This is a genomic window from Mesorhizobium sp. B2-6-2, from assembly GCF_006440615.1.
In the GTDB taxonomy this organism is placed as follows: Bacteria; Pseudomonadota; Alphaproteobacteria; order Rhizobiales; family Rhizobiaceae; genus Mesorhizobium.
This window is the reverse complement of sequence record NZ_VFUG01000019.1, coordinates 16,783-30,036: the sequence shown is the minus strand read 5'-3', so window position 1 is coordinate 30,036 and position 13,254 is coordinate 16,783. Positions and strand designations below refer to the sequence as shown.

15 protein-coding genes and 2 pseudogenes are annotated in these 13,254 nt (G+C 64.2%); 10 read left to right on the top strand and 7 right to left on the bottom strand.

Annotation, left to right across the window (positions count from 1 at the left end):
• Window positions 1–52 precede the first annotated feature (52 nt).
• Both FJ419_RS25665 and FJ419_RS25660 read right to left on the bottom strand, forming a co-directional pair.
• Entirely contained in the window at window positions 53–691 is a 639-nt protein-coding gene (locus tag FJ419_RS25665; protein ID WP_140699795.1) for an HD family hydrolase, read from the bottom strand.
• Window positions 691–1,554 (bottom strand): folate-binding protein YgfZ, encoded by an 864-nt coding sequence (locus FJ419_RS25660; RefSeq protein WP_140699792.1) that lies wholly within the window; start codon window positions 1,552–1,554, stop codon window positions 691–693. The genes FJ419_RS25665 and FJ419_RS25660 overlap by 1 nt, the downstream gene beginning before the upstream one ends.
• An 85-nt stretch (window positions 1,555–1,639) precedes the next feature.
• Between FJ419_RS25660 and FJ419_RS25655 the strand changes: the two genes are divergently transcribed.
• The gene (locus FJ419_RS25655; RefSeq protein ID WP_140699788.1) at window positions 1,640–2,971 is read left to right on the top strand and encodes a dihydroorotase; all 1,332 of its coding nucleotides are present in this window, start codon (window positions 1,640–1,642) and stop codon (window positions 2,969–2,971) included.
• A 50-nt stretch (window positions 2,972–3,021) separates the two neighbouring features.
• A pseudogene (locus FJ419_RS25650) lies at window positions 3,022–3,247 on the top strand (hypothetical protein).
• A gap of 244 nt (window positions 3,248–3,491) precedes the next feature.
• On the opposite strand, the gene FJ419_RS25640 reads toward FJ419_RS25650, so the two are convergent.
• From FJ419_RS25640 to FJ419_RS25625, 4 genes are all read right to left on the bottom strand, one after another.
• Window positions 3,492–4,280, bottom strand: a complete 789-nt coding sequence (locus tag FJ419_RS25640; RefSeq protein ID WP_181170808.1) for a hypothetical protein — start codon at window positions 4,278–4,280, stop codon at window positions 3,492–3,494.
• Between the two features lie 124 nt (window positions 4,281–4,404).
• Window positions 4,405–4,662, bottom strand: coding sequence for a hypothetical protein (locus FJ419_RS25635; protein ID WP_040984202.1), 258 nt, complete (start codon window positions 4,660–4,662; stop codon window positions 4,405–4,407).
• Between the two features lie 353 nt (window positions 4,663–5,015).
• The gene (locus FJ419_RS25630) at window positions 5,016–5,393 is read right to left on the bottom strand and encodes a TIGR02301 family protein (protein ID WP_140699983.1); all 378 of its coding nucleotides are present in this window, start codon (window positions 5,391–5,393) and stop codon (window positions 5,016–5,018) included.
• A gap of 71 nt (window positions 5,394–5,464) precedes the next feature.
• The gene (locus FJ419_RS25625) at window positions 5,465–5,890 is read right to left on the bottom strand and encodes an NUDIX hydrolase (RefSeq protein WP_140699784.1); all 426 of its coding nucleotides are present in this window, start codon (window positions 5,888–5,890) and stop codon (window positions 5,465–5,467) included.
• A gap of 117 nt (window positions 5,891–6,007) precedes the next feature.
• Between FJ419_RS25625 and FJ419_RS25620 the strand changes: the two genes are divergently transcribed.
• Window positions 6,008–6,769 (top strand): SOS response-associated peptidase, encoded by a 762-nt coding sequence (locus FJ419_RS25620; protein WP_140699779.1) that lies wholly within the window; start codon window positions 6,008–6,010, stop codon window positions 6,767–6,769.
• A gap of 108 nt (window positions 6,770–6,877) precedes the next feature.
• On the opposite strand, the gene FJ419_RS25615 is transcribed toward FJ419_RS25620, so the two are convergent.
• Window positions 6,878–7,033 carry a hypothetical protein gene (locus FJ419_RS25615; RefSeq protein WP_140699776.1) on the bottom strand — a complete coding sequence of 52 codons (156 nt, stop codon included), beginning with the start codon at window positions 7,031–7,033 and terminating at the stop codon, window positions 6,878–6,880.
• A gap of 390 nt (window positions 7,034–7,423) precedes the next feature.
• Here FJ419_RS25615 and cysS point away from each other — a divergent pair, with 390 nt between their 5' ends.
• The 7 genes and pseudogenes from cysS (at window position 7,424) to cimA (ending at window position 13,225) form a co-directional block, all read left to right on the top strand.
• The gene (cysS, locus tag FJ419_RS25610) at window positions 7,424–8,875 is read left to right on the top strand and encodes a cysteine--tRNA ligase (protein WP_140699773.1); all 1,452 of its coding nucleotides are present in this window, start codon (window positions 7,424–7,426) and stop codon (window positions 8,873–8,875) included.
• 236 nt (window positions 8,876–9,111) lie between these two features.
• Window positions 9,112–9,225 (top strand): annotated as a pseudogene (locus FJ419_RS25600) (endonuclease domain-containing protein); the annotation flags it as partial.
• Window positions 9,222–9,608: a VOC family protein gene (locus FJ419_RS25595; protein WP_140699769.1), complete on the top strand. Its 387-nt coding sequence runs from the start codon at window positions 9,222–9,224 to the stop codon at window positions 9,606–9,608. The pseudogene FJ419_RS25600 and the gene FJ419_RS25595, both read left to right, overlap by 4 nt.
• A gap of 21 nt (window positions 9,609–9,629) precedes the next feature.
• Window positions 9,630–10,121, top strand: coding sequence for a GFA family protein (locus tag FJ419_RS25590; protein WP_140699766.1), 492 nt, complete (start codon window positions 9,630–9,632; stop codon window positions 10,119–10,121).
• Complete coding sequence (locus FJ419_RS25585) at window positions 10,118–10,594, top strand: GFA family protein (RefSeq protein ID WP_140699763.1); 477 nt, start codon at window positions 10,118–10,120, stop codon at window positions 10,592–10,594. Before FJ419_RS25590 ends, FJ419_RS25585 begins: the two co-directional genes overlap by 4 nt.
• Window positions 10,591–11,556, top strand: coding sequence for a prolyl aminopeptidase (gene pip / locus FJ419_RS25580; RefSeq protein ID WP_140699759.1), 966 nt, complete (start codon window positions 10,591–10,593; stop codon window positions 11,554–11,556). Before FJ419_RS25585 ends, pip begins: the two co-directional genes overlap by 4 nt.
• 52 nt (window positions 11,557–11,608) lie before the next feature.
• Entirely contained in the window at window positions 11,609–13,225 is a 1,617-nt protein-coding gene (gene cimA / locus FJ419_RS25575) for a citramalate synthase (protein ID WP_140699756.1), read from the top strand.
• Window positions 13,226–13,254 lie beyond the last annotated feature (29 nt).

Genomic DNA, 13,254 nt, shown 5'->3' with positions numbered 1-13,254 from the left:
GATCGTGACCGAACGCAATACTGTCGCGGCCGCGGGTTAATTTAGCGTTCTTTCATGGGGTTGTATTCACGGCAAGCGACGGCTGGCGCCTGGCTTCCAGCGTCTTGAAACGCTTCAGAAAAGCTGTTTGCGCCCAGGTCACGGATTTTGGCGTGAAGTCGAAGCGATCGGCGGAGAAGCCGCGCGGCCGGCCGAAATACTCGGTCGCCTCAGCGGTCGAAAAGCCGGCCAGCAGCGTCGCCTCGTAATAGGCGGCGATCTGGTCGGCGCGCTTGATGTCGTTGCGCAAGGAGGCGGCGAGCTCCGCCGGCAGCGAGAACCGCAGATGGATGGCGCGCTGCAGGCGCAGTTCGCAATCCTTGTAGGAGCCGCCCATCACCGATTTGAAGGGCGAGATCATGTCGCCGATGACATATTCCGGCGCATCATGCAGCAGCGCTGCCAGCCGCGCCTCGGCCGGGGCGGCAGGCGCCAGTTCACCGTAGAGAGCTTCGACCAGCAGCGAGTGCTGCGCCACCGAGAAGGCGTGCTCGCCTCTGGTCTGGCCGTTCCAGCGCGCGACGCGGGCGAGCCCGTGCGCGATGTCGGCAATCTCGATGTCGAGCGGCGAGGGATCGAGCAGGTCGAGCCGCCGGCCGGACAGCATGCGTTGCCAGGCGCGCGGCGGCGCGCCGGCCCGGTCGGCAGCCATCAGGCCTCCTCCGCGCTGGTCGCATCCTGCGGGAAGGTGAATTTCGCCCAGTGCGGGATGGCAAGCATCATTGGCGTCTCGCCGGCCCTGATCGAATCGTGAGCGTCGATCGCCGCCTTGACGCGGTCGGTGCGCACGATGGCGAGGCCGCGCCCCTCGTTTGACGAACCCAGAGTGCCGACCGGCCGGCCATTGACCGTCACCTCCGTGCCGGCCGGCGGTAGCGGACCGGCTGCGACCGCGATCAGCACACGGCGACGCGCGGTGCCACGATGCTGCATGCGCGAGACCACTTCCTGGCCGATATAGCAGCCCTTCTTGAAACCGACGCCGCCCGTCTCGTCGAGCAGCACGTCGTGCGGGAAGGCGTCGCCAAGCTGGTAGTCGGAACCGCTTTCTGCAATGCCGTAGCCGATGCGCATGTTCAGCCAGCCATTCGGGTCGCCGCCGTCCCGCGCCTTACCGCCATAAGTGCGCGTAACCGTGATATCTTGAAACCGCGTGTCGGCAAGCGCTGTTGAATCAGAACGTGAGGCGGTTGAATCATCACCCCATGCGACCGTGACAAGCACCTGATCCTGCTTGGCGATCTCGGCCTTTGCCCTTAGCCGGTAAAGCATCAGCCTGCGCACGAAGTCGTCGGCGATGTCCGCCCGGCATTCCAGTTGGAAGCCATCGTCTCCGGCGCGCGAGATCAGGAAATCGAACAGGATCTTGCCTTGCGGCGAAAGCAGTGCGCCGGGTCTCGCTTCGCGTGGCGCAAGCGTGTCGAGATCGGTGGTGAGGATGTTCTGCAAAAAATGCTCGGCATCGAGGCCTGACACGGAAATGAGCGCGCGGTCTTTGATTTGGGCAAAGGGCATGAGCGTGAAATCGGCCTGATCTTGCAAAACGTCCGGTCATTACGTAAGCCGGCCACACTCCCCCCGCAAGAGATTGGACCTGCCCATGGCAACCACCTTCGACCTCATCCTGACAGGCGGCACGGTGGTCAACCATGACGGCGAGGGCCGGCGCGACATCGGCGTGAAGGCCGGACGCATCGCACGGATCGGCGATCTCGGCCAGGCTTCGGCCGGCGAAACCATCGACTGCGCGGGCCTGCACATCCTGCCGGGCGTCGTCGACAGCCAGGTGCATTTTCGGGAACCGGGGCTGGAGCACAAGGAGGATCTGGAAACCGGCTCCCGCGCCGCGGTGCTGGGCGGCGTCACCGCCGTCTTCGAAATGCCCAACACCAACCCTTTGACCACCAGCGAGGCGGCGCTCGCCGACAAGGTGCGGCGGGCCACCGGGCGCATGCATTGCGACTTCGCCTTCTGGGTCGGCGGGACGCGCGACAATGCTCGTGATGTCGGGGAACTGGAGCGGCTGCCGGGCGCGGCCGGCATAAAAGTGTTCATGGGCTCGTCCACCGGCGATCTTCTGGTCGAGGACGACGCGAGCGTCGCCTCGATCCTGCGCAACACCCGCCGCCGCTCCGCCTTCCATTCCGAGGACGAGTTCCGCCTGCGCGAACGGCTCGGCGAGCGCGTCGAGGGCGATCCCTCGTCGCATCCCGTCTGGCGCGACGAGATCGCGGCGCTGCGTTGCACGGAGCGGCTGGTGCGCATCGCCAGGCAGACGCGCGCGCGCATCCATGTGCTGCACATATCGACGGCCGAGGAGATCGTCTTCCTCGAGCAGCACAAGGATGTCGCGACCTGCGAGGCCACGCCGCATCACCTGACGCTGAGCGCCGACGACTATGCCAGGCTTGGCACGCTCATCCAGATGAATCCGCCGGTGCGCGCGGCTCACCATCGTGAAGGCGTCTGGCACGGCATTTCGCAGGGCATCGTCGATGTTCTTGGCTCCGACCACGCGCCGCACACGCTGGCCGAGAAGGCGAAGACCTATCCGGCCTCGCCGTCCGGCATGACCGGCGTGCAGACGCTGGTGCCGATCATGCTCGACCACGTCAATGCCGGCCGGCTCAGCCTGCAGCGCTTCGTCGACCTTTCCAGCCATGGTCCGCAGCGCATTTTCGGCATGGCCAGGAAAGGCCGCATCGCCGCCGGCTACGATGCCGATTTCACGATCGTCGACATGAAGCGGCGCGAGACCATCACCAACGCGCAGGCCGGCTCCAGGGCCGGATGGACGCCCTATGACGGCAAAGAGGTCACCGGCTGGCCGGTCGGCACCATCGTGCGCGGCGTGCGCGTCATGTGGGAAGGCGAGATCGCGACACCCGGCCAGGGCAGGGCGGTGGAGTTCTCCGAGGCGCTGCCGGCCTGATCCCGCCGACATTGGATTTGTTAAGCGCTCTGCATTATCTTGAGTGGGCTATGACCGCGAATATTGCGCCGATCATTCCTGCGGAGTTTCCTGAGCTCCAGGCGCTCGCCTGGAACCGCGATGTCGCGCGTCCTATCCCCCGCGAAAGAGGCCTTTGCGCTTTACGAAGGCAACTGGCGTTTTGTCGACCAAAAGCGCCTTACGGCGCGTGAGAAGCTGCTTATCATGAAATTGGCCGACGAATTCGGCCACGGCATCCTTCTGACCACTGCCTGAGCCATCGCAACAATCCTCGGCAATAGGACGATCCGCTATCGTCGTGTTCCTTCGCGCCCCCCACTGTCCTGCCGGACATCTCCCCCACGAGGGGGAGATTGGCAGCTTCGGCGCCTCGCTCGCTCCACAGTGTTGGTGATTGGCGAAAGCCGGCGTGACATCTGATCTCCCCCCAAGTGGGGGAGATGTCCGGCAGGACAGAGGGGGGCGCTGTCCCGCCAGCATTACCGAGTAAGGGCGAAACTCAATCCCCGGCGACGAAGAACAGCCACTGTCCTGTCGGCGTGATGCCGACGCGGTAGAAGATGTAGGCGCCGAACTGCTTCATGTCGTCATAGTCGCTGGCGGTGACCAGCTTGAACAATTCGACGCGCTGCCTGGCATCGAGCTTGTCGAGCGGCAGCGCGAAGAAATACGGCCAGACATAGAGTTCCTGCGGCGTGCCGGTGTCGACATGGACGTAGCCGGCCGAAAGCACCTCTTCCAGGATGGCGAGGATTTCCTGGCCGTCGCCGTCGCCCGAAAGGCTCTTGAGGAAGGTGACCGGGTCCCCATCGATGTCGCCCAGCGACAATTGCGTCATCGCCTCGCCCGTGCCGATCAGCGGCCTCAGCTTCTCGATGTCGCCGGTCCGGCAGGCCTCGATGAGCAGCCCGTGCATGCGCTTGACCGGTTCGGGAAGCGTGTTGAGGTCGTAGACGACCGCGGGCGGCGGCGCGTCAGGGTCTGCGCGCGGGCTGGTGATGCCGCCATTGGCGGGCGGCGTCTCCGGCTCCGATTTGTCGGTGTCGTCGGCCGGCTGGCCGTCCGCGGGCTTGGTGCCGGGCGCCTCCGGCATCGGCACGGCAGCGCCGGGCGCGGCGCTGTCGCTATTGGCGGGCGGGGTGACCGGCGAAGGCAGGTCCTCGCGCTGAATCTCGCTCAGTGCGTAGGAGGGCGTGCTGGTGAGGCACAGAGGCAGCGCCAGGCAGGAGGCGGCGATCAGGATGCTGAGGGCCGGCCCGCGCGGCCGGCCTGACATCGAAAATCTCACCGCTTGCCTCTCCATGGTTCCCGGGTTCGGCCCGGCCGGCGCTTTGAATGTCCGAGCGCACGGACATGATGCCCAAACGGTGCGTCAAAAGTCACTATCAAAAAGTCGTTGTCAAAACAGGTGGCTAGTGCTTCAGCCGTTCCGGCTCGAACGCGCCGGCAATCACTTTTTCCCGCATGCGGTCGAGCAGGGCAAGCGCGGAGGTCTCGCCATTGGCGCGCAACATCTCGCCGAAAGCGGTCTCCAGCGCTGCTTCGGCGATGATTTCCGGTTCGATGCCCGCCGACAGGCCCTCGGCCCACGCTTCGCTGTGGCTCTCCACGGCGGTCAGCCGCTTTTCTTCCCTGACCAAAGCGTCGATGTCGCTGACACCATGTTCCATTGCGATGTCCACTTTCTGCAAGCGTCGATCCGACGAGGGATCCTGCTTGGTCTGTCAGTTCGTCCGCAGTCTCAATTAAGTCTTTGTAAATACGACATTTTTACGGTCGAAATCCACATTCCGGTCGAGACTGCTCTCAATCGATGCCGAGCTTAGCCGATTAGACCGGCTTGGGGCATCGAAACCTTCAGTTTGAGTTAATTCCACAACTGCGCGCTAACGTTTCATTAACACTGTTGCGCAAGTGCAACACATGATTGCACCAGAGCGAGACAGGACACAATAAGGCACGTCACATTGGCGCCGATTGCCCGCAACAAATCTGCGCAAAACGCGGAGCGGTCGAGCCGGGCTCAATTCCCGTAGCGGGAGGCGATGTCGCGCGACAGCGTCTCGCCTTCCTTCATGTAGCGCGCGATGGCCTCGGTCGCCGAAGGCGTGCATCGGGTGTAGGTGCCGCTGAAGGAGCGGTAGCCCCGATTGAACGAGGCGATGAAGCGGGCGCGCCGGTCAGGATCGGGATTTTCCGATTCGAGCAGCTTTTCCATCTCGACCCGCCACTTGTCGCCCTTCTCGCCGCACAGGTTGCGCAGGAAATGCAGCGATCCCAGCACTTCCGCCAGCCGCATCAGCCCGGGCTCGAAAGGCGCCTCGGCGGCGGGCGCCGGGGACGCTGCGACGGTCATGCTGACGGCGAGGCACACAGCGAGAAAAGCGGAAGCGCGGGTCATCAAAGCCTTGCGATGAAAGAGCAGGGTTTTGTGGCGAAACATTTTGTCGCCTGCAAGGCCATTCTGGACGCTCACCGCCTGGCGTCTTGTGCGGGGCCGAGCAATTCCTCGGCGACCGAGAACACGTCGCCCGCCAGCGGCATCCCTGCCATTTCCGCCAGCGTGTAGAACGCCGCCGTCTCGGCGTCGTCGCTGGCGACGGGTTCGCCGCCGGCATAGGCCGCGCCAAACACCGTCAGCAGATAGTCGACCGCGTGGTTTTCGACATGGCCGTCAATATGGATGTCGCGCAGCGGCCGGTAGCCTGTCGCCTCGAGCCCGGTCTCTTCCTGCAACTCGCGCGCCGCGGCTTGCGCAAGCGTCTCGCCCGGCTCGACCTTGCCGCCGGGATAGGCATAGAGCCCTTGCGACGGCGCCCGCGCGCGCTTGACCAGAAGCACGGTGCCGCCACGCACGACGGCGACGGAAACGGCCGGTATGATCTTGCGCTGTTCCATGCGTGCCGATCTTTCTGCAGCCTTTTGTGGATCGATTGGGCGAATCCAGCTTTAGCCGTTGCGGCATGGCTGTTCCATCGCCACTTTCGTGGCACGTCAATCGAAGAACCCAGATCCATGTGTGGACGCTTTGCCCTGACCGCCACGCCGGACCAGACCGCCGCCTTGCTCGGTCTGGCCGAGTTGGAGGAATTTCCGGCGCGCTACAACATCGCGCCGACGCAGCCGGTGCTTATGGCGCTTGCCGGGCCGCCGCGGGAGTCGGGCTCGAACTTGCCGGACCGCCAGGCGATGCTGGTGCGCTGGGGCCTGATTCCCACCTGGGTCGAGGACACTAAGGCGTTTCCGCTGCTCATCAACGCCCGCTCCGAAGGCGTGTTGCAAAAGGCTTCGTTCAAAACCGCCATGCGCCACCGCCGCGCTCTGGTGCCGGCCTCCGGCTTTTACGAATGGCAGCAGTCGGGCGGCAAAAAGGGCCAGCCTTACTGGATCCGGCCGAAGCGAGGTGAGGTGATTGCCTTCGCCGGGCTGATCGAGACCTATGCAGAACCAGGCGGCTCGGAGATGGACACCGGCGCGATCCTCACGACCGGGGCCAATACGGGCATCGCCCATATCCATGACCGCATGCCCGTGGTGATCGAGGAACGCGACTTCGCCCGCTGGCTCGATTGCCGCACGCAGGAGCCGCGCGACGTGCTCGACCTGTTGAAGCCCGCCGAGCCCGATTTCTTCGAGGCGATTCCGGTTTCAGACCTGGTCAACATGGTCGCCAACACCGGGCCGGAGATTCAGGAACGGGGCGTCGTCGGGCCACAGGCCGAGAAGGTCAGGCGCCAGAAGCCCGGCGCTGACGAAAACCAGATGACGCTCTTTTAGCGAAGGCTGCTCGCCTCGAGAGGCTGCTTTGGGACCTTCATCTCCAGGGCGCTTGCTTGCGCCCTCATCGCCGGCTTCCCATGGTCGGGACCGTGCCGGTCGTTCTTGTCAGGCCGCGCGCGGCGAGACGATCTTCTGCGTCGGCTTCTTCTTCTTCGCGGTGTGAAGAAGCGCTGCGACGATGGCCGCCGGGCCGATCGCGCGGTAGTGGCTGGCGAGAGCCGGCTGCGTTTGTCGGTCTTGTTCCTGCTTGGCGCGAGCCATGATTCTCTCCCTGGTAACCGTTTCGTGTTCAGCGTTTGGCGGTCGATTCCGACCAAATCGTGACTTCTGGCGGTCTAGCCGGCGAATGTTTCATCACTGTGCCGACATGTTTAATAAAATGTTTCGGCCTGTCTTTACCTGTGATCCAACGACATCTTTCCTGAGCGGAGCGACTTGACGGCAACACCCGCCGGCGCGATAAAGCCGCCCATGAAAACGTCTTTCGCCATTTGTGGCATTTGCATTATTGGCTAGCCTCGCGCTGGTCCGGACGTTTTCGCCTTATCTTTCCCCAGATCGGAAAAACGCCCCGGCCAGCAGGCTGGAGCCTGATTTGCGCCGATGGCGCAGAGCTGGTTCCAGTGAACCCAGATTAAGGACCGGGACCGCATGTCGGACGCATCGAAGGGCCTCAGCCTCTACAACACGCTGACGCGGGCGAAGGAACTTTTCGTTCCGATCGATCCGCACAATGTGCGCATGTATGTCTGCGGCCCCACCGTCTACGACTTTGCCCATATCGGCAATGCGCGTCCGGCGATCGTCTTCGACGTGCTCTTCCGTCTGTTGCGCCATCTCTACGGCGAAAGCCACGTCACGTATGTGCGCAACATCACGGATGTCGACGACAAGATAAATGCCAGGGCGCTGCGCGACTTCGGCGGCGACATCGCGGCCGGAAAGCTGTCGCTCAATGACGCGATCCGCAAGGTCACCGAAAAGACCGCCGGCCAGTACCACAAGGATGTCGCGGCGCTCGGCTGCCTTGAGCCGACCTACGAGCCGCGCGCCACCGAGTTTGTCGCGCCGCGTGCCGACGGTAAGGCCGACATGCTCTCGCTGATCCGGCAGCTGATCGAGCGCGGCCACGCCTATGTCGCCGCAGGCGAGGTGCTGTTCGACACCGCCTCGATGCCGGACTATGGCGAATTGTCGAAGCGCAATCTCGACGAGCAGCAGGCCGGCGCGCGCATCGCTGTCGACGCGCACAAGAAGAACCCCGGCGATTTCGTGCTGTGGAAACTGTCGAGCCCCGAAGAGCCCGGCTGGGAGAGCCCGTGGGGCAGGGGCCGGCCCGGCTGGCACATCGAATGCTCGGCCATGTCGGCCGCCTATCTTGGCGAGGTCTTCGACATCCATGGCGGCGGCTTGGACCTGATCTTCCCGCACCACGAGAACGAGATTGCCCAGTCGCGCTGCGCCCACGGCACCAAGGTCATGGCCAATGTGTGGATGCACAACGGCTTCCTGCAGGTCGAAGGCCAGAAGATGTCGAAGAGCCTCGGCAATTTTTTCTCGATCCATGAGCTGCTGGAGACCGACACTTTCGGCGGCCGCGCCTGGCCGGGCGAGGTGCTCAGGCTGGCGATGCTGATGACGCATTACCGCGAGCCGATCGACTTCTCCGTGCGCAAGCTTGAGGAAGCCGAGAACACGTTGCGCAAATGGAAACGCGCCGCCGACCTCGCGCCTGTGGCGGCAAAAGAATTGCCGGCCGAGGTGGTGGAAGCGCTCTCCGACGATCTCGCCACCTACACCGCCTTCCAGCGGCTGACGCAGCTCGCCGGCGAGGCGGTCGATGCCGGCGGCGAGGTCGGGAATGGCGCAGCCGCTTCGCTAAAGGCAGCGCTGGCCTTCCTCGGCTTCGATACGGGCGCGGCCAAGGTGGATGAGGAAGCGATCGCCAAGGCGATCGCCGATCGCCTGAAGTTCATTGCCGACAAGAACTGGGCCGAAGCCGACCGCATCCGCGAAGAACTGTTGGCGCAGGGCGTGCAACTGAAAGACGGCAAGGACCCCGTCACCGGCGAGCGCGTGACGACCTGGGAGATCAAGCGGTGAGGGTGGCTTTTGTCAGGTCAGGCATAGAGAGGTTGGCGGGACAGCGCCCCCCGCTGTCCTGCCGGACATCTCCCCCACAGGGGGGGAGATTGGCAGCTTTGGCGCCTCGCTCAATCCTGCGGCGTGGGCTATTGGCGAAAGCCGGCGTGAAGTCTGATCTCCCCCCTTGTGGGGGAGATGTCCGGCAGGACAGAGGGGGGCGCCGTAGAGCGCTGATTTCGACTGTTAGGAGCCGTCTGCCGCGCTTCTGGAATGACGACGTGATCCGCGATATCGACAACGCCTGCCAGCACATCGTCATCGTGGCCGGCCTGGCCGATGCGCCACCAAGGGAGGAGCTCGTCATATGATCGATCATCTCGGCATCACCGTGTCCGATTTTGACGCTTCGAAGGCTTTCTACGACAAGGCGATGGCGCCGCTGGGGGCTTCGCTGCTCTACATGGTGCCTGACCAATATACCGGCGGCGCCAAGGTTGGCGGTTATGGCCGCGACCGGCCGGTGTTCTGGCTGAGCGACAGCACGGACAAGCCCAAATCCACCCAGCATGTCGCCTTCACCGCGCGCAGCCGCGCCGAGGTCGATGCCTTCCATGCGGCAGCGCTTGCCGCTGGCGGCAAGGACAATGGTGGGCCGGGCCTGAGGCCGCACTACCACCCCAACTATTACGGCGCCTTCGTCTTCGATCCCGACGGCAACAATGTCGAGGCGGTCTGCCATGATGCGGAGTAAGCCGATGACCAGGAGTGAGCGATGAGCCTCGACAACCGGCCGGTCTATACAGGCGGCTGCCAGTGCGGCGCCGTGCGCTTCCGCGTCGAGGGCGCGCTGGGCGACGCCTCGGTCTGCCATTGCCGCATGTGCCAGAAGGCGAGCGGCAATTTCTATCTGCCGCTGGTCTCGGTGCGCGGAGCGACGCTCGACTGGACGCGCGGCGAGCCGAAGCGCTTCCGCTCGTCCAACGCCGCCTGGCGCGGCTTCTGCGCCGAATGCGGAACGCCGCTGACTTTCGAGGCGCCGGATGGCACAGCACTGGCGATCGCTGCCTTCGATGATCCGACCGGTATCGCGCCCACCATCCAGTGGGGCGTCGAAGCAAAGCTTCCTTATGTCGACGGCATCCCCAAACTGCCGTCCGAGGACACGATGGCCGATATCGCGTCTGCGCCTTATCTGGCCGAGCTCGTCTCCTATCAGCATCCCGATCACGACACCGAGCAATGGCCGCCGGAGGAAAGACCATGACCGACCAAGTTCGAACAGGCGGATGCCAGTGCGGCGCCGTGCGTTTCCGCGTCCACGGCAGCCTTGGGCGCCCGTCCATCTGCCATTGCCGCATGTGCCAGAAACAGTTCGGCAATTTCTTCGGCGCGCTGGTGGCGGTGCCGAAGGACGGCGTCGAATGGACCCATGAGGAGCCGAGCTATTTCCAGTCCTCGGTCAATATCGACCGCGGCTTCTGCGCCCGCTGCGGCACGCCGCTGACCTACCGCCAGCCCGGCGCGCTGGAGATCGCCATCGGCGCTTTCGACGACCGCTCTGACCTCGCGCCGCAGATCCAGGTGAATTACGCCGTTCGCCTGCCCTGGGTGGAAAAGATCTTCGAGGCGCCGATCCTTGACGACCCCGATTTCTATCGGCGGCAGGAGCAGATCATCTCCTTCCAGCATCCCGACCACGAGACGGTCAACTGGCCGCAGCAGGGCTTGAAACTATGACGATCCACAGCGGTTCCTTGCGTACGCTCTACCCCGAGATCGAGCCGTTCGAGTCCGGCATGCTCGACGTCGGCGACGGTCACACCGTCTATTGGGAGCGCTGCGGCACCAAGGGCGGCAAGCCCGCGGTGTTCCTGCATGGCGGTCCGGGCGGCACCATCTCGCCGAAACACCGGCGCCTGTTCGACCCGAAACTCTACGACGTCATCCTGTTCGACCAGCGCGGCTGCGGCAAGTCGACGCCCAACGCCTGCCTGGAGGCCAACACCACCTGGCATCTCGTCGCCGATATCGAGCGCCTGCGCGAGATGGCCGGCTTCGACAAATGGTTGGTGTTCGGCGGCTCCTGGGGTTCGACGCTGGCGCTCGCCTATGCCGAGACGCATCCCGAGCGTGTCAGCGAGCTCGTGGTGCGCGGCATCTACACGCTGACCCGCGCCGAGCTCGAATGGTATTATCAGTTCGGCGTCTCCGAGATGTTCCCCGACAAATGGGAGCGCTTCCTGGCGCCGATCCCCGAGGCCGAGCGCGGCGACATGATGGCCGCCTATCGCAAGCGGCTGGTCGGCTCCGACCGCAAGGCTCAAGTTCAGGCCGCCCGTGCCTGGAGCATCTGGGAAGGCGAGACGATCACGCTGCTTCCCGAGCCCGAGACCAGCGACCCGTTCGCCCAGGACGACTACGCGATCGCCTTCGCCCGTATTGAGAACCACTATTTCGTCCATGCCGGCTGGCTGGAGGAGGGACAGCTGCTGCGCGACGCCTGGAAGCTGAAGGACATCCCCGGCACCATCGTCCACGGCCGCTATGACATGCCATGCCCGGCGAAATATGCCTGGGCGCTGCACAAGGCCTGGCCGAAGGCCGATTTCCACCTCATCGAGGGGGCAGGCCACGCCTATTCGGAGCCCGGGATCCTGGACCGGCTGATCCGGGCGACGGATCGGTTCGCGGGGAAATAGTGATGCACGTCGCTCTCCACGGTGAAGGATCGCAGCCTTTCGAGCTACAGCCATGACTAAGCAACGCCTTTACCTCTTCGACACGACCCTCCGCGACGGCCAGCAGACGCCGGGCATCGACTTTTCCGTCGAGGACAAGATCGCGATCGCCAAGCTGCTCGACGACTTCGGCATCGACTATGTCGAGGGCGGCTATCCGGGCGCCAACCCGACCGACACGACGTTCTTCCAGAAGAAACGGACTGAGAGCGCGAAATTCGTCGCCTTCGGCATGACCAAGCGGGCAGGGGTCTCGGCTTCCAACGACCCGGGGCTGGCGGCGCTGGTGCAGTCGAAGTCGGACGCCATCTGCTTCGTCGCCAAGAGCTGGGACTATCATGTGCGCGTCGCGCTCGGCTGCACCAACGAGGAGAATCTGGAATCGATCAAGGCCTCGGTCGAGGCGGCGGTCGCTTCGGCCAAGGAGGCGATGGTCGACTGCGAGCATTTCTTCGACGGTTTCAAGGCCAATCCCGACTACGCGCTGGCCTGCGCCAAAACCGCCTATGACGCCGGCGCGCGCTGGGTGGTGCTGTGCGACACCAATGGCGGCACGCAGCCTTCGGAAGTGCGCGAAATCGTCGGCAAGGTGATCGCGCACGGCATCCCGGGCGATCATCTCGGCATCCATGCCCATGACGATACCGGTCAGGCGGTGGCGAATTCACTCGCCGCCGTCGAGGTCGGCGTGCGCCAGATCCAGGGCACGCTGAACGGCATCGGCGAGCGCTGCGGCAACGCCAATCTTATCTCCATCATCCCGACGCTTTCGCTGAAGCCCGCCTTCGCCGATCGTTTCGAAACCGGCATTTCGGCCGAGAATCTGATCGGAATCTCCAGGCTCTCCCGCGCCTTCGACGAATTGCTCAACCGCGCACCGGAAGCGCAGGCGCCCTATGTCGGCTCCTCCGCCTTCGCCACCAAGGCCGGCATCCATGCCTCGGCTCTGGCCAAGGAGCCGGCGACCTATGAGCATGTGCCGCCGGAAGCCGTTGGCAACCGCCGCCGCGTCATGGTCTCCGACCAGGGCGGCAAGGCCAATTTCCTGGCCGAATTGAAGCGGCGCGGCATCGACGTGCCCAAGGACGATCACCGGCTCGACTCCCTGATCGCGGTGGTCAAGGAGCGCGAGGCGGAAGGCTATGCCTATGAGGGCGCCGATGCCTCATTCGAGCTGCTTGCGCGAAAAATGCTGCATGGCCTGCCGGAGTTCTTCAACGTCACCTCCTTCCGCTGCATGGTCGAGCGCCGCTTCGACGCCAACGGCAATCTGAAGACCGTCTCAGAGGCGATCGTGAAGGTCGAGGTCGACGGCGAGGAGAAAATGTCGGTCGCCGAAGGCCACGGCCCGGTCAACGCGCTCGACATCGCGCTGCGCAAGGATTTAGGCAAGTATCAGAACGAGATCGCCGATCTCGAGCTCGCCGACTTCAAGGTGCGCATCCTCAACGGCGGCACCGAGGCCATCACTCGCGTTCTGATTGAATCGCACGATTCCACCGGCGCCCGCTGGTGGACGGTCGGCGTGTCGGAAAACATCATCGACGCCTCCTTCCAGGCGCTGATGGATTCGATCGTCTACAAGCTGATGAAGAACCGCGAGATGGCGGGACTGGTGGCGGCGGAGTAGACCGCCTTTCCTCGCCCCCGCGAAGGCGG